The following is a 26,094-nucleotide window of genomic DNA, read 5'->3' on the forward strand; positions in this document are numbered from 1 at the left end:
TCACTTGTTTAACCAGTAGGTGAACTTCAAGGTAAGTCCCCAATTACGACCTTCGAAAGGGGCAATAAAGTAATTGTTGGTATAGACCAAGAATAAATCCGATGCGGGACTATAACGCCATTGAAACCTAGAATTCACATTGAGGTTACCCGTTTGCTCATTGTATTGGAAAAGGTTGGAAAAGAACACTTTATTGGTAAAAGTAATATCCACTTCCGAACCAACCAGCCAAAATTGAGAAGTATTCCATGGTTCCGGTAAATTAATATGATTGTAATTCACATTTGCACTTAAGCTCACATAGGGCTGAAATCGGTATCCTAACTCTGTGGATAGACTGGTGCGGCTACCATCCAAATAATAGCCTCCTAACCTGCCTTCAAAATTATACGTAAAAAGGCTCTGCGGTCTTGAATTAAATTCCCAACCAAAAGCGTTCCAATTATGTTTGGTTCCACTATCAAGCTCTTCTTTGCCCAATCTGGTAGGATCAAAAGGTGCGAGCAATTCCACATAATCATCCGACACAAAAAAGAATAAATTACTGCGATTCCTAAAATCGAAATTATATACCAAGAAATTGGTACGATCTGTCTGCTTAAAAGACTCGTTAAAGAAGTAATTGAAGTTTAATTGCGGTCCGTGACTTACTAGTTTGCTACTTTTTGGAAAAAAAATATGACCAACGGAAGAACTCAAGCTCACATAACCTGTTCGCGGCACAAAACCTACTTCTGCAGTGTAATCTTCTGCTACCCATTCCTGTTTAAAGCCCCAGTTCCATTTTCTACTATTATAATCTATGTTCATGGCTTGCGTAACTCCATTCCCACGCTGCTCCGGTCCAAACGATTTTAAAAAAAAGGCCTTTCCGTTCCAAAGGTTATTGGAGGAAGCTAAATTATACTCCACACCTATATTCCTATTGAATTTTGGAAAAACAGCTTGTATCGAATCACTATCGCTAGGATAGTTCAGGGATTGTTTGTTCACCAGCATTAAACCAATGTTGGACCGCTTAAAGACTTTTCGTTGCAGTGATAGAACCCCAAAATTTTGACTTGGGAGGCCTGTAGCATCTACACTGGAGGTTTGCATATTCAAAAGACCTACACGCCATTTATCGTTTAAATTACCACTTATTCTTGCTCCTGCCTGTATAGGAACGCCAAGTCCAATTCTACGGGAAAAAAAAGGACGGATGTTGTCGTACCCAAAATTGGCAAAAAGGTCGCTGTTTTCTAGGAAAAACTGCCTACGTTCCGGAAAGAATAGTTCAAAACGATCTAGATTGGTGACTTGTCGATCTACCTCTACTTGTGAAAAATCTGGATTAACGGTTAAATCTAAATTAAGGGATGATGTAAGACTAAACTTTACATCACCGCCTACTTTTACCTCATATTCCGAATCTTCGTTGGCTTCTAAGTCTTGGGACACATTTCCTAACACGTACGGAATAATGGAATAGTTAATACCAGGTGCCGGTGGTGGTTTGTCCCAGATCAAAGTACCGGTATAGGCCAAAGAGGCCGTGGGAAATTGTCTAGGAATGGGAGTCCAACTCGATTTTTCACTCGACTTTAAATCAAGCCGGCTAAAATTAATTCCCCATTCCGTAACGCCAGCCTCATACCGTATAGATTTAAATGGTAAGGCCATTTCAAAAACCCATTTTTCTTCATCTTGAACCACTTCAGAAATCCATTTGGTATCCCAATTAAGATCTATTCTTCCTCCAGCAAACATAGTGCCGTCCCACTGGGCCCCGGCCGCATTGCTACCAAATGAAAAACCGGTTGTTTGGTTATTAAACGGATCTAGGAACAATAAAAAGTTATCATTTTTACCAAAGGAGAAATCTCTTCGAAGCGACTCTACAAAATTTTTACCCTTTTGTTCGTTAAAAAAAGTAGCTAAAAGATAGATATTCCTATCATCATATGCCATTCGTATTTCAGATGTATTCACCGCTGGGCCATCATCCATGGGTAGCACCATAAAAAAATCTTTTGCCACATCTGTGCTAAGCCAAGCAGGTTCATCACCCACACCGTCAATAGTAATAGGTCCTGTTATCTCTTTTATGGTTAAGGTAAAGTCAGCATTTTTCTTTTGGGACCATGAGGTATTAAACCAAAATACTAATAGTGTCAATAAAACGGTATTTTTCAATGGTATGGTGGTTGTTATGGATACTTCAAACTTACAATTATTGGAATTAATTTATATCCTTTAACATTGTTTAACATAATAAAAAAAACTACCCATAATTTCTAAGCAGAAAGTGCGTTAATTTTGTTGAACACAAAATGTAATTTTATGAAAGCGTTCTTTAGAACTTTTAGTACCCTTTTTATGCTTACCCTTATCGTATCATGTGGCAATGCAGATGACGATATTGACTTGGATTTAAATCTAGGTGAAGGTCTTGGACAAGGAAAGCCCGTTGATGAATGTTTGGGATTGGAAGAAGGCGAATTGGTACTATCCATTCAAGATCAATTTACTACGGCACCCGGAAAGGTGTCCATTTTCTTTAAAGTTTCAGATACTAATGGAAATCCAGTCTCCGGATTAACCGCAAATCAATTTACCATTTACGAACAAGGCCGAAACGATGATTGTTTCAATACCATTTCTACTTCGGAATCTTTTGCGCGAATCTCCCCGAACTCTCAAATATTCAATAATAATACCTTGTTGGTCCTAGATTTGAGCAACAGTGTATTGGATAGTAGTCTTGAGGAGCTCAAAATAGCAAGTACGAGCTTTGTTAACAATGTAATGCCCGAAACGCCTCAAGAATCCAATCAAATGGCAATCTATTGGTTTGATGGAGAGGACAAATTACATTTGTTAAATGAACTTACCTCATCACGTACAGAACTTATAGGAGCTATAGAGGGTATTACCGATGATATTAGCTCAGATCCTTCAACAGATTTATATGGTGCTGTTATCAAAGTAACCGATATCGCCTCCGATTTGATTAAGGAAACAACGGCTAGAGATAATATTGGTGCGGCATCGGTAGTTATTTTTACAGACGGTACAGACCAAGCCTCTCGCTTTACGGAAACGGCAGCCCTTAAAAAAGTAAACGATGCAAATGCAAATATATCCTTCTTTAGTATTGGTCTAGGAAGTGAAATAGACACCCAAGTCTTATCCGATATCGGGAAAACTGCTACAGTGTTTGCTACGAACAAGGAAGAATTGGAAGATACCTTTAATGATATTTCCGATAAGGTATCAGAAAGAGCGAACAGTTTTTACTTATTCGAATATTGTAGTCCTAAACGAGATGGGAGCGGTGAGAGCAACCTTGCCATACAGGTAAAGACTGGTGCCAGAGAAGGTGCAGTGCAAACAAAATTTGATGCTAAAGGTTTTACCGGCGGTTGCGAATAACAATAAATAATGAACATTAAAAAGAGGCCGGTCGGCCTCTTTTTTTTGCTTTTTATTCTTATCACAATGCCCTAGAAACCAATTATTAAGGGTCTAAGTAGGTCTAATTTTATAAAGTACGCTAAAATGAAAACATCCGTTCATCGACTTTTTGCGTACATGGAAATGAGAATAGTTAATAAATTTAAACAACTATAAAATGAAAAAATCAGCAGTAGCAGGAATTCTTTCCATCGCACTTTTAGCTTCATGTGTTTCTAAAAAAAAATACGTAGCCTTGGAGGACAACTTGTCCGAAACCACCAGTATGCTTACTAAAACCAGAGTAGAAAAGGAAGAACTTGAAGATAAGTTCGCTAAGATAGAAGCGCGCGTAGCCGAGTACAATTCTAAAATAAACTCCTTAAAAGAAATCAACGACACACAGTATACCACTGTAGACGATGTTGCGGTAATGAGCAACAATACAAAAGCAAATATGCGTAAGACCTTGAAAAATGTGGACCCTGCCAAATTGGCTCAGGCAACCACACTTCAAGATTCTATGAACTTGGCCGTATCCTATAAACTGCAACAGTCTATCTCTGACGAGAATGATGATGTTAATGTGAGTATAGATAAAACCGTTGTGATGATCAATATTTCAGATGAATTGTTATTCAACACGGCAAGTTATAAAGTGAGTAACAAAGCGGATAAAATCCTTAAAAAATTAGCAGAAGTCATTAAATCCGAACCCAGCATGGAAGTGATGGTAGAAGGCCACACGGATGCAAGGACAATAAACACACCTATGGTAACCGATAACTGGGACCTAAGCGTTAAACGTGCTACTTCCATTGTGCGTGAACTACAAAAATCCTATGATGTGAATCCTAAGCAATTGATTGCAGCAGGCAGAAGTAGCTATCTACCTTTGGCAGAAAACGATTCTAAGGAGAACATGGCCAAAAACAGAAGAACAAAAATTGTAATTCTTCCTAATTTAGATAAGTTTTTTGCGCTATTAGATACGGAAACCTTATAATATTTATAACCATTACGATTAAGGGAAGCTTTTGCTTCCCTTTTTTTTTGTCCGATTTTAAGCTAGCTTACTAGGTATTCGTCTTCGTAGTTGATTTTAATAGCTTTGAAGTAGGGTTTTTACGTCTTCAATTGTTATAATAATGACCCCGAACAATACCAACGAACATCCTTTAAACTATGATACAATCTCTAAAAATTAGAAATCATGGATGTATTCAACGAAATTATAAGAAATAGTGCCTTAAGCCTATTGTCTAGCACTTACCGGAATATCGTATTACTACTTTTTTCTATCATTATGGTCACCCTATTTTCTATGTTGGTCATTTTATTGCGTTACGGCTCTCAAATGACCCTTCAATACGGGTATTGATACAAATCTTGAAATTACCTGTAAATCATCGCGTTCGGTATCGTGGGCATTTCCTGTTTTAAATCCATTAAAAATCCATTTATAACCGCATACTCCAATTCACCATTTTTTTCTAGGAAAAAGGTTGGATTTACGCCGGGCTGTAGTCGTAGTTCGGGTACTTTGTAGTTTTTTCCAATAATATGAAACGGTAAAGGTGAATTCAAAGCTTTAGGTGGAATTGTATTCATCCTAAGGTAGCCGTATCCTTGTTTTAAAAGTGCTGCGGTATTTAGGTCCTTGGCGTTAGACATAGCATCTAAAATCTCTGGATATACTTTAGCCGGCTTTATGGTAAAGGCGCTGGCATCCAAGGTTTCATAACCGTAATAGGTAGATAAATCGCCTTGGTCTATTACCCGACTGCTATACCAAAAACGGTTATGGTCCTCGTAATCAACTTCTAACTGATTAATTCCTATATCTAAGGTATATGTATTTCCCATGAGTTCATATTGCGCTCCAATAAGTTTTAAATCGAACAGTTTGCGATCGTTCTCAGGAATTTTTTCGTAATCCGAAATTGGAATCTCCTTGTAGTTTTCTTTGGCAATCGTGTATATGGCCGATAAGATAGACACATAATTCAGTTTTCTTATCTCTTGTTTTTCGATATCCTTAGGATATCCGCCAGACTCTATCAAAATAGTGCTTGTCCCCCATTTTTGAATGTTGTCTCCAAATGCCCGTGGTTCAAAATCATCGTTGTACCTTCCTACCTGACCAGGAGCATACTGCTGTAAAATGTTGTTCATGAAAACAATGATTTTCATGGCGTTACCGCGTACTTTGTTAATGTCCTTTTCGTAATTATATGCCGGTGCCAGATAAGAGATGGTTGCTGGTTTATCTGTACGTTCTGCATTGTAGTAGGTACTTTGGTCGTGTAGGTTAAAGCCAAAATCAGCTTCCAGACTATCACGAACGCGCTTTAGGGTGCGTCCTTCTGGAGATTGTAAGCGTACTGCGTCCCTATTGATATCTATACCCAAAAGGTTTCTTCTTTGAAACAGTTCCGCCCCATCCGGATTCAGCATCGGTAAAAAATGAATAGTCAGATTTTCCAAAATAGCCTCTTTTTCCTGTTGAAAATCTGGACTATCTAAGAAATTTAATATATCAAAAATGGCCTGGGTAGCTGTAGGTTCATCACCATGCATCTGGGACCAAAGAAATACACTGGTTTCGCCTTTCCCCAGACTGATTAAGGAAAGGTTTTTACCAACAATAGAGGTTCCTACTTTTGATACTTTAAACTTGGGGTTGGCAGCGGCATTGGCTATTAAGGGTGCAATTTCCGAGTGCTTTACCCGTCTTTTGTTCAAAGACCGTTCTTTGTAGGTTTCATAGGTGTCGTAAAGTTCTGTCGTGATATTTTGGGTTTGGCTCGCTCCAAAAAATGGAATTAAAATAATAAGTAAGGATGCTAAGTATTTCATTCTTGTAGTTTAGTTGTCTTGTGTTATACTGGTAATAGCTTGTAATCTTTAGGAATTGGTTGGGTTACAATTTTGGAAGCGGTTTAAAATTAAGGTCATCTACTGCTTTTCTAACCTTGTTCATAAACTCTGGGCCTGGGTCTGTTTTTACGGTTCTATAGCCACTATCTTTCTCCAGCCAAAGGGGATGGTTTTCAAAAAGGGTATACTCATAATGCCCGATTAGGTAATCGATTTCGTATTTTTCGGTCAAGTAGCGTACCAATTTTATATTTGATTTTAGTTGTGCCTTTGTCAATGGTTGTCCTTCGCTACCCCCTACATTCTCTACGCCAATAGCACAATGATTTAACCCAATAACGTGACGCGCCATAGTGGTTTCCGGTAACAGCTTATAAATTGTACCGTCGCGATCTACCATAAACTGTGAGGACACGTTTAAACCACTTACGCTATTAATATCCGGCCTCCAATTGGGTAAGGTCGGATTTTTAAAAGCTTCAAATGACTTTTCGAAGGTTGGTATAACGGTCCAATGCAAGACAATCATCTTAGGGGTAATTTCTGGGGTATCCACATCTAGTCCATACCGTTGTTCCAAATACTCCAGTGTTAAAAGTTCGCGATTGGTATCGAAAATTATGGGTTTATCTACAATACTTACCGAAGCTTTACAGGACCAAAGTAAGAACGAAACCATAAAAAACAGCAGTCGTATGTTCATTTCTCAGCGGTATAAATGGTATCTTTTGGTACTCCGTATTTGATATCAATCTTCCGTCTTCCCCATTCCCTTGCCTTGTTTATATCTTTTCCCATATAAATATCTATACGATTACGCCACCTTGGATGCATTTTATCTTTTACAATGTAAACTCCGTTAAAAGTATCAATTTTGACCAAGGTATTGTAACGTAAACCTTTTTTTAGTAAATCCCGTGATACGGCTATCCATTTTACACCAGGGGTAATAGAATCTCCCCACGCTGTTATCTCAGGATGTTCATAAGAAGTTTGTGCAGGGGTAGAATTATAAGCCGTGGCAGTTACGCGTAATGGGAGCCATTGATACGGGTCTTCTTGCTTCGTTTTTTCTTTGCAAGAGGAACACAGACATATAGTCAAAAGTACTAACAGAGGTTTACGCATAGTATCATTTTAAGTGAGAAATGTACCTGGTCATATAATCGTGTTTTCAGTTGTTAAAATATGAATTTATTTTTAAGGATGGAAAACCAGTTCTCTTAGGTCTACAGGTTGAATTCTGATCTTCTATTCTAAAATTCAGCGGTTTTTGTTAATTTTGTTCCGCTATGACAAAAGAGAAAAAACCTGATTATATCGTTTTTGACGAGGAAACACAGTCCTACAATGGCAAACTGCTCCCCTATTCCAGTAGTGTTGCCGCGCCAAAAATTACGCCCCCAGATGTCACTTCGTGGAAAAACACCAATATTGTTAGCGCTAATAATCAGTTTAAGGCTCAATACGAAGCCATTCAGGAAGAGTATAAACGCCTAATGAAGGATTTTGAATTGAACAATTTGGTATACAGTGCTAAATTTAGTTTTGAGCCTATCGTAGGTAAGACCTATCATTTATACCGTTCCAAAGATGATAGTACGTTTTTATCTCTAATTCTGCCCAACGAGTGTACTTTTGAGCACTTGGGCAGTTTTAAATTGGGCCCAAATAGAACCTGGGAAAAACTATAGTCCGGGTAAGGTTACGTAGCTGGTATCATTGGTCATCATAGGAAAGGTTCTTGCCTTCCAAGCAGCCTTGGCCTTTTCTATCTTATCTCTGTCATGAGAGACAAAATTCCAATAAATGTGTCGCTCTTCTGACAGGGGTTCACCTCCAAAGAGCAATAAATGGGTGTTTGCATGTACGATGGTCTTACAGGTATCCGAGACCTTACTCACTAAAATATTGCCCTTTTCTACTATTTCCCCACAAGCCTCGATACTGCCTTCCACAATGCAGATACCTATTTCTCCTTTAAGATGATCCATAGTATTAAGCTCATAACGCTCTGTAGTTTTAACTTCTACCATAAATAAAGGGGAATGAACGGGTACGGGCGACTGTCTGCCAAATCCTGTTCCTGCAACTAGGGTAAAACGCGCAGCGGCATTACGCCATGTAGGTAATTCTGCCGCTTCAATATGATGAAATTCCGGGTTTATATCCTCTAATTCTTTAGGGAGGGCAACCCAGATCTGATATCCGTGTGCCGTAAACTGTTTGCCGTTTCTAAGCTTAGCGGGTGTCCGTTCGGTATGTGAAACCCCTTTACCGGCAACCATCCAATTTACCGAACCCGGTCGAATACGTTGCTTCGTGCCTATACTATCTTCATGTTCTAACTCGCCCTCCAACATATAGGTAAGCGTAGAGAGTCCTATATGCGGATGCTGGTCTACATCCATATAATTAGTAGGGCCTAATATAGTGGGACCCATGTGGTCTATGAAGATAAAAGGACCGATCATTCGTTTCTTTCGAAAAGGGATGAGCCTTCCTACAAGAAAATCACCGATATCCCTGCTTCGTTCCTCTATAATCAATCCAATGTTTGACATGCCTAGCTTTTTGCTAAATTTACGACAATCTATAAAACGTACCTTTTGAAAAAAGCAAAGTTTATCCTCCCTCTTGTCCTATTGATACTTGGTTTTGTTGTTTGGACAAATTATCCCAAGCTAAATCTCATCTCTGGGTATTCGTCCAAAAACCTGGCCTCCAATCATTTTATTGCGAATAGAGCCCTCTCGGATATTCAAGAAAATGATAATGATATCCCCTTGGTTACATTGGCCAGTTTAAAAGCAGCCAACAGCAACGCTGTCGTTAGTGCCGTATACGGCCTAATGCCTAGGGAGACTATCTATAGGGAAGGACTTGGTTGTGTCTTGATTACTGAGGATTACGACAAAAATCAGAAATTGCTAAAGCCTAAGCGAACCGTATTAAAAAATGACAGACCGTTCCCATACGGCAACGCTGGAAAGAAGGATACCGTTTTTGAAAATGTAGACTATACTAAATTAAACAAAGCGGTTGCCGGTGCCTTTAGCGATTATGAAAAGCAGAAAACCAGAACCGTACTCGTTGCTTACAAAAATCAAATTATAGCAGAAAACTATAGGGAAGGATTTACTTCAGAAACACCTATATTGGGATGGTCTATGACCAAAAGTGTTCTGGCTACATTATATGGTATGCTAGAACACGAAGGTAAGATTACGATGGATTACCGACCCTTTGCAGATGATATTCGTATGAAAAATACCAAGATTGGAATTACCCTAAATCACTTACTACGAATGCAAAGTGGCCTGGCGTGGGAAGAAGATTATACCCAAATATCCGATGTTACAAAAATGTTGTTTTTAGCTGCCGATATGACCAAAGCTCAGGCGACAAAACAGCCTATTGCCTCCCCTACCGAAGTATGGAACTATTCCTCTGGCACAAGCAACCTATTATCAGGTGTTTTACGGGACCAATTTTCAAACCATCAAGCTTATTTGGATTATCCCTATACCCATTTAATCGACAAAATAGGAATGCACTCCATGCTGTTGGAAACTGATATGGAAGGTAATTTTGTTGGTTCTTCCTATGGATGGGCGAACACCAGAGATTGGGCAAAATTTGGTCTATTGTACCTCAATAAAGGAATGTGGGACGGGGAACGTATTTTTGCCGAAAACTGGGTAGATTATATCACAACCCCTACCGCACATTCCGATGGTGTGTACGGCGCTCATTTTTGGCTGAATTCTGGTGGTAAATTTCCCGATGTGCCCAGAGACATGTTTTCGGCTAATGGATATCAAGGTCAGTACGTATTCGTAATTCCTTCAGAGGATTTGGTAGTGGTGCGAACCGGCTTGGCCGAGGACCCAGAATTTGACGTCAACACTTTTTTAAAGGAAATTTGTGCTGCGATCAACTAAATGAGAAAAGCAGTTCTTTATATTTATGTGCTGAATTGAAATAGGGCTTCTGTAATCTAACATGATTTTTGCAACGCAAAGGGATTACGTAAGACTTTTGAACGCTTAAAATCGACTTTCATCCCCTACACCACAAATTTGCCTTATCTCACAACAATAGTTTCTCGACTTTGCATTCTGGTAGTATATTTACCATGTAATAAAAACGAAATAAAATTTTTCATTTTCATATAGTGTTCTCGTAAAAGAGTCTAATCTTCACAGATTAGACTCTTTTTAGTTTCTACATGTTGTGCGTATGACTTACCCTACAATAAACGTTATGTATTGCCTACGGTAACCACTTATCCTTGCCAAAATCTGGTTTTCTTTTTTCCAAGAAGGCATTTCTACCTTCTTTTGCCTCTTCGGTCATGTACGCTAATCGCGTGGCCTCTCCTGCAAAAACTTGCTGCCCTACCATGCCATCGTCGGTGAGGTTCATGGAGAACTTTAGCATCTTTATAGAAGTTGGCGATTTTTCCAGTACCTCTTGTGCCCACTGAAATGCAGTATCTTCCAATTCATCATGAGGTATCACAGCATTTACCATTCCCATATCAAAGGCATCTTGGGCGGAATAGTTTCTACCCAAAAAGAAAATTTCACGTGCTTTTTTCTGTCCTACCATTTTCGCTAAGTAAGCCGATCCATAACCCCCATCAAAACTGGTAACATCCGCATCGGTCTGTTTAAAAATGGCATGTTCCTTACTGGCCAAGGTCATGTCGCACACCACGTGAAGACTATGTCCGCCACCTACGGCCCAACCAGGAACAACGGCAATAACTACTTTTGGCATAAAACGAATCATCCGCTGTACTTCTAAGATATTCAATCGATGTTGTCCGTCGGCTCCTACATAGCCCTTCTCTCCCCTAGCTTTTTGATCACCACCACTACAGAAAGACCAGATACCGTCTTTAGCAGAGGGGCCTTCAGCAGATAATAGTACAACACCAATGGAAGTATCTTCTTGCGCATCATAGAACGCTTTGATCAGTTCACTTGTAGTATGGGGCCTGAAGGCGTTGCGTACATTGGGCCTATTAAAGGCAATGCGGGCAACCCCATCACATTTTTTATAGGTGATATCTTCGAAATCTATAGCTGTTTTCCAGTTTGGACTTTTCATATGTGATTAACGTTTTCTACCATCAGTACATTCAGTATGTTACAAAAATAAGACACAGAAGAGAATAAAAATAAGCTTTGCCCTACTATTCTAAATGATTCGTTTACAATTTTGAGGAGCTAGTTTTCTGAAAATTTAGGATATAGTGACACTAGCTGGCACGATTCGTTTCTACATATTAAGATTCTCTTGATTACAAGTGCATAACCCTTTTTATAAGTAGTATTAATACCTATTCCCCAGTAACCCTAAAAATCCATGTTTTTTCCAGGTATTTTCCGTCCAGTTTAGATTCCCTGGCTTTTCGTGCATCGTTAATTGAAGAATAGCGACCTAGGTAAACGTAATTATACTTGTTGGCCTCCCTGTAGAAAGAACCGGCATTGATTCCTCTCTTTTTCATATCGGCCATAAAGGCATCAAAATAACGTTTGGTTCCAAAAACATTGGCTATAAGGTAATAGCCCGGCGCTAAATTCCCTTCCTTGGTCACTTCCTCGTACCGTTCCCCTGCTCTCGGTTTTACCACTTCATTCTTTAAGGCCAAACGTTCCGCTTCTGCCTTGGCTTCAGCTACAGCTGCCACAGAATCTTGTTGTCGTTTTAAGTTTGCGGCCACAGCCGCTTCACGTGCTTTAGCAGCTGCGCTTATAGAATCTTGACGCTGTTGCTTTTTTAGCGCGATCATTTCTTGGTAGGCCATGGCTTCAGCAGCACGATTGATGGAATCCGCCCTTCGTTTAAGCTCTCGTTTCGAAACTTTTTTAGCAACGTCAGAAGTTCCTCTGGATTGTCTGACCGAATCCTTATATTGTTTCGCCCTTTCCTTTTCTAAACGCTTTTGTGCTTTTTCCTCTTGTTCGGTAAGCTGGTTGGAATTATCTACAGCCTGTTCTAATAATTGCTCTTGTTCTGCTAAAAGTGCTTTTTCTTTCTCTTCCTGTTCCGCTAAAAGTTTTTGTTCTGCTAATAGCGCCTTTTCTTTCTCTTCCTGTTCCGCTATGAGTTGTTCTTCCGGCTGCTCTGGTTCGGCAGCAGGGCTACCAAATCGGTAAGAAGTCACCAATTCAAAAGTTGGGTCGGTACCCTCCAACTCCGGACTTGTTCCAAACTCCACCAAGGCCCCGATAGAAAAGTTTTTGAAAAAACGCCCGCCAACTCCACCTGAAATCCCATAAAACGAATTATAACCGGCCTGTGCCCAAAACTTTTCGTTGCTTAAAATAGAATTAAACCCAAACTGTGTATCAAACCCTGGGATGGATTTAAAATAAACTGCAGGGCGCAAATACGAATTACCATCAGTATTCATAAAACCCATGGCAATATCATAACTCGCCATTGCAAAGAACATTCTATCCTGTGGCCTCGTATTCCGTTGGCTTGTTCCAAAGTTATAATCGAACATATTTTCCGATACAACTCCTATGTTAAATTTATCTACCCTTAAATTTAACCCGGGTGCCATTTGAAGCACCATGTCATTTTCAGGTGTTAGTTGTATTGGGTTGGGTTGAAAAAAACGATCATCTGCCAATTTTTGTTGGAAAACGAACAAGTTTAAGCCCACGCCAAGTTGTACTTTTGGACTAAAATCGATTAAATAAGCATAATTGATAGCACCGCCCGTATTGATGAAAATTCCGGTATTATTTTGAAAAAATGCCCCTCCTACGGCGGATGCATCATTTAATTTATGGGTGTAATTGAAGAAAACTGAGGTGGGATCGGCATCGTAAGTTTGCCACTGCCATCTTGCCCAAAGCGCTGCTGAAGGCGGATTGTTCCGATCTAAGGCATACGCCGGATTTAAAAGGCTAGAGTTGTATTCTGTGATGTTCTGCTGCCTAAAATCATTAGGCAAAGGTGTAGTCTGCCCATGAAGACCGAAAACTACAAAACCAATAAGAAGTGCCCCACAAAAATTTTTCATATGCAAAAAAACAAAAAATAGCCTATTGAACGTACTATTTTACCGTATTTTTAGTTTTATACGTACCAAACAATAGTACAACAATGAAATTTCTAAAACTAATTCTGCTTACAGGATTTATTTTTTTACAATCCTGTAAGGAAGAACAACCGGTGACCATTATTACAGAAGATACGGGCGTAACGACCTTTTACCTTATACGTCATGCAGAAAAAGACAGAAGCAATCCGGATGATGCCTACCCAGAATTAAATCAAAAAGGCTTGGGACGTGCCATGCATTGGGCAGAAGTGCTTAGGGATGCCAACATCGATGCCATTTATTCTACAGACTATTCCAGAACATCCATGACGGCCGCACCAACATCGGTAAAAAACAATATAGACGTTCAATACTATGATCCAAGAAATTTGGATCTAGAACAATTTAAAGCCGACAATCTAAACAAAAACGTATTAGTGGTAGGCCATAGTAACACAACACCGCAGATGGTGAATATGCTGCTCGACGAAGACAAATACGAAGCGTTGGACGATAGTGAGAACGGAACACTATTTATAGTGAAACTAGTAAATGGAAAAGCTACAGATTCTAAATTAATTTTTAATTGTAATTGCCCGGACTAACGCTGATATTCTCTAGCTTTATTTCTGATAACAGTTCTAATGTACCCGATTGGTACAACTTATCTATATCGTGAATGGGTTGATCTAACCGCATGTTCTTAAAATTTTGGTAATCTACAAAGCGTATACCTCCCACTACTCTTTCATTAAAAGCTTTTCTAAAGCGTTGACCACCACCATTTACTTGAAATTCATAAGCCAGGAACTCCGGTTTATATGTCTTTGAATTAAACCAATAGACATAAATATCGTCATAATCCTCACCTCCACCCGCTTGGTCAAACGTAACTTCGACTTTATAATATTCCGTGGTATCCAATGCTACTTTGCCTAAATACCTTTTATTCACGGCCGCATCATTTAAACCGTAAGGTAAGTATGCGAAATAATGTACTGAATTTATAGAATTGGCGTATACATTGGCTAACGAATCGGAAAGAGTTACAAGACTATCGTTCACATAACGTTTAAAATCATTCGGCGTGCGAACGTCCTTAAGCTTTGAACTATCTTTTATAAAACTACGTGTTAGTATTCTATTGCTTGCAGGTCCTGAAGCGGTATACTTCATATCGCGAAAGCGAAAAGAAATATCGTTAGCAACATAATTCTCCCCACCGCTTGCCGCAATACTTTTATCAATAATTTCTTGTGCTGTGGGTTCCTTTATCCTTTCGTTACAGGCAACTACACATAACCATAATACTATACCGTACCATTTATTCATTACTTCTATTTTATATACTTGTTCGTAAACCCCATAGTTTCTTTACAGATAGAGGACTTTAAATCGGTGTAAAAGTAAAGCGGATTATTTAATTGTTCTTATTTTTGTAAGGTATGCAGAAGAATATTAATATTAAAAACAAAAAAGCACGGTTCGAGTATGAACTTCTTGATAAATACACTGCCGGCATTGTTCTAGGTGGCACAGAAATTAAATCCCTTAGATATGGCAAGGCATCCATTACGGAAAGCTTTTGCGAATTTAACGATAGGGGAGAGCTTTTTGTCATCAATATGCAGATAGATGAGTATTCCCACGCGTCACATTACAATCACAAGCCCAAAGCGCAACGTAAGTTATTACTACAGAAAAGAGAGCTAAAAAAATTGCACAAAGAAGTAACAGCTTCTGGACTGACGATAGTTCCTTTAACCTTATTTATAAACGACCGCGGACTAGCAAAAATACAAATAGCCCTAGCAAAGGGGAAAAAACTTTATGATAAGCGAGAAACGATGAAAGACCGTGACAACAAACGCGAATTGGCACGGGTAAAAAAGAGCTTTAATAATTAAGGCTATCTTTTAATTTTTATCTTCCAATAAAGGCACAAATTTAAAAGAACCAAATTCGTCCTTTTTAAATTCTTTTTCCGAGGTTCTTACATAGAGCGTCATAATCTGTTCCTCAAAGCCAACCGGTATAACCAACCTACCTCCAATTTTTAATTGGGACAATAAGGCCTTTGGAACTTCTGGAGCGCCGGCAGTAACGATGATACGGTCAAAAGGAGCATCTTTGGGAAGTCCTTTATAGCCGTCACCAAAAATAAACTTTTTAGGGCGATACCCCATCTTCTTAAAAAATAAGCTTGTTTTCTTAAACAGTTCCAACTGTCTCTCTATGGTAAAAACTTTTGCCCTACATTTTAAAAGCACAGCAGTCTGGTAGCCACTGCCCGTGCCAATTTCCAACACGGTCATATTAGGTTCCAGCTCCAATAATTCGGTTTGAAACGCCACAGTATACGGTTGGGAAATAGTTTGGTTCGCAGCAATCGGAAATGCCTTATCCTGGTAGGCATGCCCTTCAAAACTACTATCCATGAACAAATGTCTAGGAATCTCTCGGATAGCATCTAGCACCTTGGTATCTATAATTCCTTTCTCTATCAATAGTTGCGCCAATTGGTTGCGCATTCCCCTGTGTTTTAAGGTATCTTTCAATCGTAGCTGGTTTGGTTTTCAAATGTAACAAAGTTCCCCGTATGAACGAAACACAATAAAAAAAACGTAGCTGATTCATCTGGATTTTGACATGTGCGTTCCTGCTAACTTCTAAACTATGCGTATTTTTGACAAAAAAGAGAATCATGCTAAAAGCAGGTGTTTTAGGAGCGGGCCATTTAGGAAAAATCCATTTGAGATTGCTTCAAGAATCCAAGAAATATGAATTGATAGGATTTTACGATGCAGATCCAAGTAATGGAAAAAAAGTAGCAGCTGAATTTGGGTATACCTACTTTGATACGATTACCGAGTTAATAACAGCAGTTGATGTTGTAGATATCGTTACGCCCACACTTTCCCATTACGAATGTGCCAAACAGGCTATGGAAAGTGGAAAACATATTTTCATAGAAAAACCGATTACCAATACCTTGGCCGAAGCCGAGGGACTGTTGGTATTCGAAGAAAAATACGGTGTAAAGGGGCAGGTGGGACATGTGGAGCGATTTAATCCCGCTTTTACCGCAGTAAAAAATGCCATTCATGAACCTATGTTCATTGAAACGCATCGCTTGGCAGAGTTTAATCCAAGAGGCACGGATGTTCCCGTAGTGCTTGATTTAATGATTCATGATATTGATGCCATTCTAAGTGTAGTGAATTCAAAAGTAAAACAGATAAACGCTAGCGGCGTTTCGGTCATTAGTCAGTCTCCCGATATCGCGAATGCTCGAATAGCGTTCGAAAATGGTTGTGTAGCGAACTTAACAGCCAGCAGAATTTCCTTGAAAAACATGCGTAAATCGCGCTTTTTTCAAAAGGATGCCTATATCTCGGTCGATTTTTTGGAGAAAAAGGTAGAGGTGGTAAAAATGAAGGATGCACCAGAAAACCCAGGAGATTTTGATATGGTTCTACAAAATGCCGAGGGTATTAAAAAACAGATTTATTTTGAAAATCCAACCATAATCTCCAATAATGCAATTTTAGATGAGTTGGAAGCTTTTGCAGATGCCATTAATAATGATACTACACCTGTAGTGTCACTGAAGCAAGGTACGGAAGCATTAAAAGTAGCTTTGCAGATTATAGCATCTTTTGAGGATAACAAAGTGCAGCTTTAGCACGCTACAACATTGGTAGTGAAGGATTGCAACGTCAAAAGGAATACTAATTTACCTAAAGGATTCAATACCTTAGGTTTACTAAAATAAAAAGGATGAAAAATATAGCGGTAATAGGTGCCGGTACCATGGGCAATGGGATTGCACACGTTTTTGCGCAAACCGGTTTTTCTGTGCGCTTGATCGATGTTTCACAAGAAAGTTTAAATAAGGGTCTTACCACTATTTCCAAAAATTTGGACAGAATGGTCGCCAAAGAAAAAATTACGGAGGCTGATAAAACCAGTACCTTAGGCAATATCAAACTATTTACAGATATAAAGGAAGGTGTGGCCCAAACCCACTTGGTTGTGGAAGCGGCTACGGAGAATAGCGACCTAAAACGGAAAATTTTTAAAGATTTAGATACGCTTTGTGAGGCTAAGACTATCTTAGCGACCAATACGTCTTCCATATCCATTACGCAAATAGCCGCAGCGACATCAAGGCCAGATAAGGTGATTGGTATGCATTTTATGAATCCCGTACCCATTATGCAGTTGGTGGAAATTATACGGGGCTATAGTACATCGGATGAAACCACTGCTACCATTATGGAGCTCTCTAAAACCTTGGGAAAAACACCGACCGAGGTCAATGATTATCCAGGTTTTGTGGCCAATCGTATTTTAATGCCTATGATTAATGAAGCTATAGAAACCCTACAGCATGGCGTAGCTGGCGTGGCAGAAATAGATACTGTAATGAAATTAGGCATGGCACATCCAATGGGCCCGCTACAGTTGGCGGATTTTATTGGTTTGGATGTTTGCCTCTCCATTTTAAACGTAATGCATAACGGATTCAAAAATCCAAAATACGCGCCCTCTCCCCTCTTGGTAAATATGGTGATGGCCGGCAAGCTTGGTGTAAAATCAGGTGAAGGCTTTTATGATTACAGCAAACATAGAAAGGCCGAAATCGTTTCTAAACAGTTTTTAAAGGTATAAATGGCAATTGTTAAACCATTTAGAGCAATTAGACCTACAAAGGATAAAGCACCTTTTGTTGTCTCACGTTCCTATCAATCCTATTCTGAAAAAGAGTTAAGTGCCAATTTAGAATTTAATCCGTTTTCGTTTTTACATATTATTAACCCTGGCTATAAATTTGACAAACAGGTAACCGGTTCTAAGCGTTTTTCTTTGGTAAGAAATCGCTATCTAGAGTTTTTAGAAGACGATATTTTAATCCAAGATGAAAACCCTGGGTTTTATCTCTATCAAATAGAACAGGACAATGTAATCTGTTGCGGACTTTTTTGTGCTACCTCGGTTGATGACTATAGAAAGGATGTTATTAAAAAGCATGAGGATACTATTAATGATAGGGAGGTACTGTTTGCAGACTATCTACATACGGTACGATTTAATGCGGAGCCCGTTTTAATGACCTATACCAATTCTGATGAACTTAAGGCACTATTGGAAACAGAAAAAACGAAGACTCCAGCACATCATTTTACGACAACGGACAGGGTAACCCATACCCTTTGGGTAATTTCGGACGCAACGATAATAGCGCATATACGGCATCACTTTAATGGAATAAAACAGTTTTATATTGCAGATGGTCATCACAGAAGTGCATCGTCCAATCTGCTAGCAGAAATGTTATCGGATGAGCCGATAAACGCAGAAAAACGTGCCGACTACTTTATGAGCTATCTCATTCCCGAATCGGAAATACGGATTTACGAATATAACCGTATGATAAAAGACCTGAACAATTTAAGTAAGGAGGAGTTCTTAATGCGATTAGATACGTATTATAGGATAGAAAACAAGGGTAATATCCTTTATAAGCCCACTCAAAAACATAATTTTTGTATGTATTTAGATGGTGAGTTCTATTCTTTATATTTAAGAAAAACAGCCTATAACTTTACCGATTCCTTAAGTGAATTGGATACACAAATATTATTTACAACCATTTTACAGCCTATTTTAGGAATATCAGATCTCAGAAACGATAAACGCATTTCTTACGGCTATGGGAAACATAACATTGTTCGTATGAAAAGTGAAATTGATGCTGGAAACTACGTGGTTGGGTTCAATATGCTTCCTGTTGGCATTTCCGAATTAAAACATATCGCCGATGAGGGTTTGGTAATGCCACCAAAAAGCACATATATAGAGCCAAAACTTAGAAGTGGCATAGCCATTTACGAACTTTAAATTTAAATAACCTAGACACTTTTTATAATATGTCGATACAAAATAAATTAAAAATAATACAAGAATCCATTCCCCAACACGTAACCCTGGTTGCAGTGTCCAAAACCAAGCCGGTTAACGAATTACTTGAAGCTTATGAAGCAGGACAGCGGATTTTTGGCGAGAATAAAATTCAAGAAATGACCCAGAAATGGGAAGAGATGCCAAAAGATATTCAATGGCATATGATTGGTCATGTACAACGGAACAAGGTGAAATATATGGCAGAATACATAGCACTTATTCATGGGGTAGATACGTTAAAGTTGCTTAAAGAAATAGATAAGCAGGCCAAAAAACATGAACGTGTAATCTCGTGTTTGTTGCAAGTGCATATTGCAGAAGAGGATAGCAAATTTGGTTTTGATGAAACGGAGCTACAGGAACTTGCCGTAGACCCCGAGTTTTTACAATTGACAAACGTACGTGTTATGGGTCTCATGGGAATGGCCACCTTTACCGATAATAAAGACCAAGTTCGACGAGAGTTCAAAGGCCTCAAAGCACTTTATGAAGCGCTTAGCGAAAAAATACCAAACATGAATACGTTATCTATGGGAATGAGTGGAGATTACCATATTGCTATGGAGGAAGGAAGTACCATGGTACGTATAGGAAGTAGTATCTTTGGTGCAAGAAATTAGAATTAACCGTTTCAGAAAGTCGATTCACGAAAAGATATAATAGCGAAAAAGGAAGATGTACGCAATTTTAGATATTGAGACAACGGGCGGAAAATATAATGAAGAGGGTATCACTGAGATTGCCATACATAAGTTTGATGGTCATAAGGTTGTAGATACCTTTATTAGCCTAGTAAATCCTGAGAAGGCCATACAGCCCTTTGTAGTGAACCTTACCGGAATCAACAATAAAATGCTACGTACCGCCCCAAAGTTTCATGAGGTGGCTAAACGCATTGTGGAAATTACCCAAGATAGTGTTATCGTAGCACACAATGCCCAGTTCGATTATCGGATTTTAAGAACGGAATTCAGGCGACTAGGTTATAATTATCAGCGTAAGACACTTTGTACCGTTGACCTTTCAAAAACCTTGTTACCGGATGCGGAGTCGTATAGCTTAGGAAAATTGGTGCGGTCGTTAGGTATTCCCGTTACCGATAGGCACAGGGCCAATGGCGATGCGCTCGCAACCATTAAACTTTTTCAGCTCTTATTGGCAAAGGATAGCGAAAAAATAATCATACAAGACGTTATTAGAAAAGAAGCACACGGAGAGCTTTCTGAAAAGCAATTGGATATCGTTCAAAGTATGCCCAATGAAACGGGTGTATTTTATATGCATAATAAGGACGGTGACATTGTGTACCTAAGCCGCAGTACCGACATTAAAAAACGGGTAAATCAATTGTTTACCAAAAGCGGTGATCGGTCTAGGAAATTAGTAAAAGAAACCAAAAAAGTAACCTTTGAGCGCACAGGCAATGAGCTGGTTGCACTATTAAAGGAGCACCAAGAGTTACTTAAGAATAAACCCAAATATAATTCCACTCCTAAAAAGCGAATGTTCTCCCACACCCTATGTTCCTCAATTAACCCAAACGGTTACACGGAACTTAGGGCGGTACCGGTATCCGATTGCCAGCAATTGAATGGTGTCTTTAATGGTATTTTTAGTGCCAAAAATCACCTACACAAGATAACCAAGGAATTTGAGCTCTGCGATAAACTCAATGGGATGAGCGAAGCGCGAAAAAATTGCGCTGCGTATGAGAATAATGAATGTCGTGGTGCCTGCATTCAAAAAGAAGATGTAGAAACCTATAATGTTCGCGTTGCGGAGGCACTCACAAAATATACGTTAAAGGGCAAGGATCTACTGCTAATTGATAAAGGCCGAAAAATAGGTGAAAACAGTGTTATTTTAATTAGAAAAGGATCGTTAGTAGGGCTGGGCTTCTACGATTTAAACCATCAAATAAATAATATGCCTATCTTAGAAACATTAATCACACCTATGAACGGAACGGCGAATGCCAATTTTATTATAGAAGCTTATCTTAGAAAGAAGCGTATATTGAAAACTATTCCTATCAACACGTGAATTCGAAAGGGGAAAAATCAAAGTATAATTGGAAAAATAAACTTCATGAGATCATTTATGAAGCGGATACCCCTATGGGGAAATGGTTTGATCTCATTCTAATTGTACTCATTCTTCTTAGCGTAGTATTAATTATGCTGGAGAGTGTAAAAGAAATCGATGTAAAGTACCATACAGAATTACTTTTTTTAGAGTGGGTCGTCACTATATTTTTCACCATAGAATATATCGCGCGGATTATTTCGATTAAAAAACCCTTCCGTTATATTTTTAGCTTTTATGGGATTATAGATTTTATTTCTACAATTCCATTATATCTATCCTATTTGTTCGCAGGATCACAAGTTTTACTGGCATTTAGAATCTTTAGAATGCTCCGTATCTTTAGAATACTAAAATTAGTAAAATTCATTGGTGAGGCCTCTCAGCTAAAACAAGCATTAAAAGCCAGCAGAACAAAAATTGTGGTATTTATATATGTGGTGCTCATTCTTTCCGTAATTATGGGTACTATAATGTATTTGATTGAAAGTGAAGAGGCTGGCTTTACCAGTATTCCCAGAAGCATCTATTGGACCATTGTAACCCTTACCACAGTTGGTTATGGAGATATTGCCCCACAAACAAACCTGGGTCAATTTATTGCAACTATCATTATGGTTTTAGGTTACGGTATAATCGCCGTACCTACAGGTATCGTTAGTGCAGAATTTGCAGCAGGGTTTAAGCAAAATGGTGAAAATAAAAATAATGCCCCTGCCAAGAGTCACGGGGTACATTTAAATACCCAAAGCTGTCCTTATTGCACCATAGACGGCCATAGGGACGACGCTTCGCATTGCTACAGCTGCGGTAACCTTTTAAATGAGTAATTTGCTTATATCCATAGTGGGCCCTACGGCCATAGGCAAAACTAAGCTCGCTATAGCCTTGGCCAAATACTACAATACGGAAATCGTATCTGCCGATTCCAGACAGTTTTATAAAGAGATGACGATTGGCACCGCAGTACCATCGCTAGACGAATTGAGTGCTGCAAAACATCACTTCATACAACATAAAGGTATTACCGAAGACTATTCCGTAGGAGATTTTGAACGAGAGGCCATTGCACTTTTAGATTCTCTTTTCGCACATTATGGCATCGTAGTGATGGTCGGTGGAAGTGGATTATATGTCGATGCTGTTACCAAGGGATTGGACAAATTTCCTGCAGTAGATACTAAAATACGTGAAAAACTAAACCTAGAACTAGAGGTTGCCGGATTAACATCGCTTCAGAAAAAACTAAAAAAACTTGACAAAAGTTATTATGAAAAGGTGGATATACACAACCCACATAGGTTAATACGTGCCTTGGAAGTATGTATTGGCACTGGAAAACCGTATTCGAGTTTTTTAGGTCAACCAAAGAAAAAGCGAAACTTTAGGACGATGACAATTGGCCTGCAAGCGGACCGCGAACTAATTTACGATAACATTAACCATAGGGTAGATCTTATGCTGGCCCAAGGTTTGGAAACAGAAGCAAAGTTACTATTGCCTAACAAACATCTGAATGCCTTACAAACAGTCGGTTACAAGGAGCTTTTTAACTATTTTGAGGGTAAGTGGGATTATGAAATGGCAGTATCCGAAATAAAGAAAAACACTAGACGTTTTGCAAAGAGACAGCTTACCTGGTTCAAAAAGAATCAAAATACGTTATGGCTGAACGCATTAAACAGTTCAGATGAACATCTGGCAATGATTGCCGAGGCAGTACAAAAACAACATAATACATAAGCCAATGATTATTTACGTAATGGGTGTTTCGGGTAGTGGGAAGTCTACTATAGGCAAGCTATTAGCAGAACGCTTGGGATATCCATTTTTCGATGGTGACGACTATCATCCCCAAGCTAATGTAGACAAGATGTCTCGCGGGGAGGCGTTAAACGATACCGATCGTAAAGGATGGTTGCAAACGTTAAATAAAATCGCTAAACAACATAAAGAAGAAGGAGCGGTAATCGTATGCTCAGCTCTTAAGGAAACATATAGAAATGAGCTCAAAAAAGGTTTAGGTAAAGAGTATCAATTCTTATATTTAAAAGGGAGTATGAAGGACATTAGGGAACGTCTCTCCAAACGAACAGGACATTATATGCCCGTAGCACTGTTACAATCGCAATTTGATACTTTAGAGGAGCCATTTGATGGACTACACTTGTCTATAACTAATACGCCAGAAGAAATTGTCACTAATTTTATAAACAACACATCCCTTTAAGACGATTCTTCGCGTTAAAGGGATGTACTTTGGTATCTTGCTAAATCTCATTAAAGTTCAAAACACAAAACTTATTTATCCATTATAGTTTGCACTGCATCTTGAAAGGAGAGAACGTTTATTCGCCTTCCGTTTTTACGACCAATCGGAAACCTTCTCCATGAATATTTAATATTTCTACAGTATCATCTACCTTCAAGTATTTACGAAGCTTGGCAATATATACATCCATACTTCTGGAGGTAAAATAATTATCGTCCCTCCATATTTTAGTCAAGGCGAGCTCTCTGGGCATTAAATCATTCTCGTGTAGGGCTAACAAACGTAATAGCTCATTCTCTTTTGGAGATAATTTAATGGATTCTGTATCCTTGTATTTTAAGAATCTAAGTTTAGAGTTTAAGTGAAAACCACCTATGGTAAATTCAAACTTTTTACTATCTGCTAAGCTATTCGAAGCTTTTCGTTGAAGAATTGCCTTTAGTTTCATTAAAAGCACTTCAGAGTCAAAAGGTTTATTCAAATAATCATCCGCGCCAGCTTTATACCCTTTAAGCACATCTTCCTTCATTGTTTTTGCGGTGAGAAAAACTATGGGAACGTTCTCGTTCTTCTCTCTGATTTCCTTAGCTAAGGTAAAACCATCCTTATACGGCATCATCACATCTAAAATACAAATGTCATAATTATCCTTCTTAAACTTTTCAAAGCCTTCCATGCCATTTTTTGCCAACGTAACGTCAAAATCGTTCATTGACAAATAATCCTTAAGCACTATTCCAAAATTTGGGTCGTCCTCTACTAAAAGTATTTTCTTGTTTACTGTTTCCATACTATTTTTAAATTAAAGGTAGTTTAATAAAGAAAGTGCTTCCTTTTCCTTTTTCACTTTCTACATAGACCTCCCCTTGGTGATCATCAACTATTTTCTTTACGTAGGCAAGACCTAAGCCATGTCCTTTAACGTTATGTACATCTCCGGTATGTTCTCTATAGAATTTTTCAAAAACTCTTTTTAGAACTGCTTTACTCATCCCGGAACCATTGTCCTGTACCTTGATTATAATATAATTTTTTACCTTTTCGGTAAACACATCTATTTTTGGTGCTTGTTCGGAATATTTTATTGCGTTATCCAATATATTTACGATAACGTTGGTAAAGTGCATCTCATTTGCCAATACTTCTGAACGTTCTGCATCCAAATGCGTATGTATATAGCCGCCTCTATCTTGAGCAATCAAATCTACGTGCGTTATTGCTATAGCTATTATGTCGTGAACATCTACCCTATCCTTACTAATATCTAACTGGTTCTTTTCCAGTTTTGAGATTCGTAACACATTTTCTACCTGCGCGTGCATTCTTTTGTTTTCGTCCCTAATCATTGTAAGGTACCTATTTACCTTTTCGTGATCTCCAATAATCTTTGGATTCTTAATGGCTTCTACGGCTAAATTTATGGTTGCAATAGGCGTTTTAAACTCATGCGTCATATTATTGATAAAATCTGTTTTAATCTCTGATATCTGCTTTTGTTTTATCAATTGATAAATCGCTCCCGAATAAGCGATAACGATTATTAAAGTGAATAGCAGCGACAATAACGCCATACCTAGAATAGAACTGAGCAAAAAGCGCTTTTTTTCGGGAAAAGTGACCAAAAGGTCAAAATTTGAACTCCCTTCCATATCGGTAAACATGTGTGCTTTATAAATATTCTTCTCGGAATATTTAAACTTTTTCGACTTTACCTTGGTAGGTAAGCCATTGCTATATACCCCATACTCAAAACTTATATCTACTCCCCTATTTTCCAATTCCCGTTGCATCAGCAACTCTATCTCTTGTTTAGAAACCCGTTTGTGTATGGGCTCTCTTTTAGCGTAGGAATTAAAAAGATCTTTCAATGCCAGTTTGTCAAATTCCGAAAGACCACCAATTTTTTCATACCGTTCCTGCGGAGTTAACGTAAAACTTCGCTTGCCGTCTAAGTCGTAGTCCTCCGTGAAAATAGAAGTTCTACGCTTACTGGTGTAGTTTTTAATTATGGTATCGTTACCACTCGGGTTATCAAAGAACGTTGAGGAAATACTATAATCCTCCTCTAATATGCCGTGTTCGTATAGTAATATCTCATTGGAATTTACATCCCGATCAATGAAGAAAAAGTTCTTAAACTGCGTGTCCACTAATTCCCCTACACTATCTCGCGTCTGCAAATACCTGTCGAAATAATTTTTAGTTTCGCGTTCCGAGATTTTATCGGTTACACTGTTCAATGCTTCGGAAACCATATTCGAGAATTGCTCTTCCTTGTCTTCGACCGATTTATTTATCCAAAAACTTTGGACAACTATCAACCCGATAAGCGATGAGCTCATCAAGATAACCAAGAGCACAAATAACCTCTTATTCATTATAT

26 protein-coding genes are annotated in these 26,094 nt (G+C 38.7%); 15 read left to right on the forward strand and 11 right to left on the reverse strand.

Annotated elements, in window-relative coordinates:
* Positions 1 to 2,157: a DUF5916 domain-containing protein gene (locus MS6x_RS19275; RefSeq protein WP_482604444.1), complete on the reverse strand. Its 2,157-nt coding sequence runs from the start codon at positions 2,155 to 2,157 to the stop codon at positions 1 to 3.
* Between the two features lie 165 nt (positions 2,158 to 2,322).
* Between MS6x_RS19275 and MS6x_RS19280 the strand changes: the two genes are divergently transcribed.
* From MS6x_RS19280 to MS6x_RS19290, 3 genes are all read left to right on the forward strand, one after another.
* Entirely contained in the window at positions 2,323 to 3,414 is a 1,092-nt protein-coding gene (locus MS6x_RS19280; RefSeq protein WP_482604446.1) for a vWA domain-containing protein, read from the forward strand.
* Between the two features lie 199 nt (positions 3,415 to 3,613).
* The gene (locus tag MS6x_RS19285) at positions 3,614 to 4,441 is read left to right on the forward strand and encodes an OmpA/MotB family protein (protein ID WP_482604447.1); all 828 of its coding nucleotides are present in this window, start codon (positions 3,614 to 3,616) and stop codon (positions 4,439 to 4,441) included.
* Between the two features lie 207 nt (positions 4,442 to 4,648).
* The gene (locus tag MS6x_RS19290; RefSeq protein ID WP_482604449.1) at positions 4,649 to 4,816 is read left to right on the forward strand and encodes a hypothetical protein; all 168 of its coding nucleotides are present in this window, start codon (positions 4,649 to 4,651) and stop codon (positions 4,814 to 4,816) included.
* A gap of 14 nt (positions 4,817 to 4,830) precedes the next feature.
* On the opposite strand, the gene MS6x_RS19295 is transcribed toward MS6x_RS19290, so the two are convergent.
* The 3 genes from MS6x_RS19295 to MS6x_RS19305 all read right to left on the reverse strand — a co-directional run bounded on the left by MS6x_RS19295 (position 4,831) and on the right by MS6x_RS19305 (position 7,443).
* Positions 4,831 to 6,294: a M14 family metallopeptidase gene (locus MS6x_RS19295; protein ID WP_482604450.1), complete on the reverse strand. Its 1,464-nt coding sequence runs from the start codon at positions 6,292 to 6,294 to the stop codon at positions 4,831 to 4,833.
* 64 nt (positions 6,295 to 6,358) lie between these two features.
* A complete protein-coding gene (locus MS6x_RS19300) occupies positions 6,359 to 7,018 on the reverse strand; it encodes an N-acetylmuramoyl-L-alanine amidase (RefSeq protein ID WP_482604451.1) in 660 nt (219 codons plus the stop codon).
* Positions 7,015 to 7,443, reverse strand: coding sequence for a 3D domain-containing protein (locus MS6x_RS19305; RefSeq protein WP_482604453.1), 429 nt, complete (start codon positions 7,441 to 7,443; stop codon positions 7,015 to 7,017). Before MS6x_RS19305 ends, MS6x_RS19300 begins: the two co-directional genes overlap by 4 nt.
* Positions 7,444 to 7,607: 164 nt before the next feature.
* On the opposite strand from MS6x_RS19305, the gene MS6x_RS19310 reads away from it, so the two are divergent.
* Positions 7,608 to 8,009, forward strand: a complete 402-nt coding sequence (locus MS6x_RS19310; protein WP_482604455.1) for a DUF2452 domain-containing protein — start codon at positions 7,608 to 7,610, stop codon at positions 8,007 to 8,009.
* On the opposite strand, the gene MS6x_RS19315 is transcribed toward MS6x_RS19310, so the two are convergent.
* Positions 8,004 to 8,879, reverse strand: coding sequence for a pirin family protein (locus tag MS6x_RS19315; RefSeq protein WP_482604457.1), 876 nt, complete (start codon positions 8,877 to 8,879; stop codon positions 8,004 to 8,006). The genes MS6x_RS19310 and MS6x_RS19315 overlap by 6 nt on opposite strands.
* Positions 8,880 to 8,924: 45 nt before the next feature.
* Between MS6x_RS19315 and MS6x_RS19320 the strand changes: the two genes are divergently transcribed.
* Positions 8,925 to 10,259 (forward strand): serine hydrolase domain-containing protein, encoded by a 1,335-nt coding sequence (locus tag MS6x_RS19320; protein ID WP_482604459.1) that lies wholly within the window; start codon positions 8,925 to 8,927, stop codon positions 10,257 to 10,259.
* 331 nt (positions 10,260 to 10,590) lie between these two features.
* Here the strand turns inward: MS6x_RS19320 and MS6x_RS19325 are convergent, their stop codons facing one another.
* Together MS6x_RS19325 and MS6x_RS19330 are read right to left on the reverse strand one after the other, a co-directional pair.
* Positions 10,591 to 11,433, reverse strand: coding sequence for a 1,4-dihydroxy-2-naphthoyl-CoA synthase (locus tag MS6x_RS19325; protein ID WP_482604461.1), 843 nt, complete (start codon positions 11,431 to 11,433; stop codon positions 10,591 to 10,593).
* A gap of 232 nt (positions 11,434 to 11,665) precedes the next feature.
* A complete protein-coding gene (locus MS6x_RS19330) occupies positions 11,666 to 13,366 on the reverse strand; it encodes a PorP/SprF family type IX secretion system membrane protein (RefSeq protein ID WP_482604462.1) in 1,701 nt (566 codons plus the stop codon).
* A gap of 83 nt (positions 13,367 to 13,449) precedes the next feature.
* Between MS6x_RS19330 and MS6x_RS19335 the strand changes: the two genes are divergently transcribed.
* Positions 13,450 to 13,992, forward strand: coding sequence for a SixA phosphatase family protein (locus tag MS6x_RS19335; protein WP_482604463.1), 543 nt, complete (start codon positions 13,450 to 13,452; stop codon positions 13,990 to 13,992).
* Here the strand turns inward: MS6x_RS19335 and MS6x_RS19340 are convergent.
* Positions 13,970 to 14,719 (reverse strand): DUF6503 family protein, encoded by a 750-nt coding sequence (locus MS6x_RS19340; protein ID WP_482604464.1) that lies wholly within the window; start codon positions 14,717 to 14,719, stop codon positions 13,970 to 13,972. The genes MS6x_RS19335 and MS6x_RS19340 overlap by 23 nt on opposite strands.
* Positions 14,720 to 14,832: 113 nt before the next feature.
* Between MS6x_RS19340 and smpB the strand changes: the two genes are divergently transcribed.
* Positions 14,833 to 15,294 carry an SsrA-binding protein SmpB gene (smpB, locus tag MS6x_RS19345; RefSeq protein WP_482604466.1) on the forward strand — a complete coding sequence of 154 codons (462 nt, stop codon included), beginning with the start codon at positions 14,833 to 14,835 and terminating at the stop codon, positions 15,292 to 15,294.
* 9 nt (positions 15,295 to 15,303) lie between these two features.
* Here smpB and MS6x_RS19350 read toward each other — a convergent pair whose 3' ends face one another.
* The gene (locus tag MS6x_RS19350) at positions 15,304 to 15,945 is read right to left on the reverse strand and encodes a protein-L-isoaspartate(D-aspartate) O-methyltransferase (RefSeq protein ID WP_482604468.1); all 642 of its coding nucleotides are present in this window, start codon (positions 15,943 to 15,945) and stop codon (positions 15,304 to 15,306) included.
* A 146-nt stretch (positions 15,946 to 16,091) separates the two neighbouring features.
* Here MS6x_RS19350 and MS6x_RS19355 point away from each other — a divergent pair, with 146 nt between their 5' ends.
* The 8 genes from MS6x_RS19355 (at position 16,092) to MS6x_RS19390 (ending at position 23,669) form a co-directional block, all read left to right on the forward strand.
* Entirely contained in the window at positions 16,092 to 17,072 is a 981-nt protein-coding gene (locus MS6x_RS19355) for a Gfo/Idh/MocA family protein (protein WP_482604469.1), read from the forward strand.
* A 95-nt stretch (positions 17,073 to 17,167) separates the two neighbouring features.
* Positions 17,168 to 18,061, forward strand: a complete 894-nt coding sequence (locus MS6x_RS19360; protein WP_482604471.1) for a 3-hydroxybutyryl-CoA dehydrogenase — start codon at positions 17,168 to 17,170, stop codon at positions 18,059 to 18,061.
* Positions 18,062 to 19,291 (forward strand): DUF1015 domain-containing protein, encoded by a 1,230-nt coding sequence (locus MS6x_RS19365; RefSeq protein WP_482604473.1) that lies wholly within the window; start codon positions 18,062 to 18,064, stop codon positions 19,289 to 19,291.
* A gap of 29 nt (positions 19,292 to 19,320) precedes the next feature.
* Positions 19,321 to 19,974, forward strand: a complete 654-nt coding sequence (locus MS6x_RS19370) for a YggS family pyridoxal phosphate-dependent enzyme (protein WP_482604475.1) — start codon at positions 19,321 to 19,323, stop codon at positions 19,972 to 19,974.
* A gap of 55 nt (positions 19,975 to 20,029) precedes the next feature.
* A complete protein-coding gene (locus MS6x_RS19375) occupies positions 20,030 to 21,397 on the forward strand; it encodes an exonuclease domain-containing protein (protein ID WP_482604477.1) in 1,368 nt (455 codons plus the stop codon).
* Between the two features lie 74 nt (positions 21,398 to 21,471).
* Positions 21,472 to 22,269: an ion transporter gene (locus tag MS6x_RS19380; protein ID WP_482607196.1), complete on the forward strand. Its 798-nt coding sequence runs from the start codon at positions 21,472 to 21,474 to the stop codon at positions 22,267 to 22,269.
* The gene (gene miaA, locus MS6x_RS19385) at positions 22,262 to 23,182 is read left to right on the forward strand and encodes a tRNA (adenosine(37)-N6)-dimethylallyltransferase MiaA (RefSeq protein ID WP_482604479.1); all 921 of its coding nucleotides are present in this window, start codon (positions 22,262 to 22,264) and stop codon (positions 23,180 to 23,182) included. The genes MS6x_RS19380 and miaA overlap by 8 nt, the downstream gene beginning before the upstream one ends.
* Positions 23,183 to 23,186: 4 nt before the next feature.
* Positions 23,187 to 23,669 carry a gluconokinase gene (locus MS6x_RS19390; protein WP_482604480.1) on the forward strand — a complete coding sequence of 161 codons (483 nt, stop codon included), beginning with the start codon at positions 23,187 to 23,189 and terminating at the stop codon, positions 23,667 to 23,669.
* 118 nt (positions 23,670 to 23,787) lie between these two features.
* Here MS6x_RS19390 and MS6x_RS19395 read toward each other — a convergent pair whose 3' ends face one another.
* Both MS6x_RS19395 and MS6x_RS19400 read right to left on the reverse strand, forming a co-directional pair.
* Positions 23,788 to 24,501: a response regulator transcription factor gene (locus MS6x_RS19395; protein WP_482604482.1), complete on the reverse strand. Its 714-nt coding sequence runs from the start codon at positions 24,499 to 24,501 to the stop codon at positions 23,788 to 23,790.
* A gap of 7 nt (positions 24,502 to 24,508) precedes the next feature.
* A complete protein-coding gene (locus MS6x_RS19400; RefSeq protein ID WP_482604484.1) occupies positions 24,509 to 26,089 on the reverse strand; it encodes a sensor histidine kinase in 1,581 nt (526 codons plus the stop codon).
* Positions 26,090 to 26,094: the final 5 nt, after the last annotated feature.

It is taken from the genome of Maribacter sp. MS6 (genome assembly GCF_056839185.1).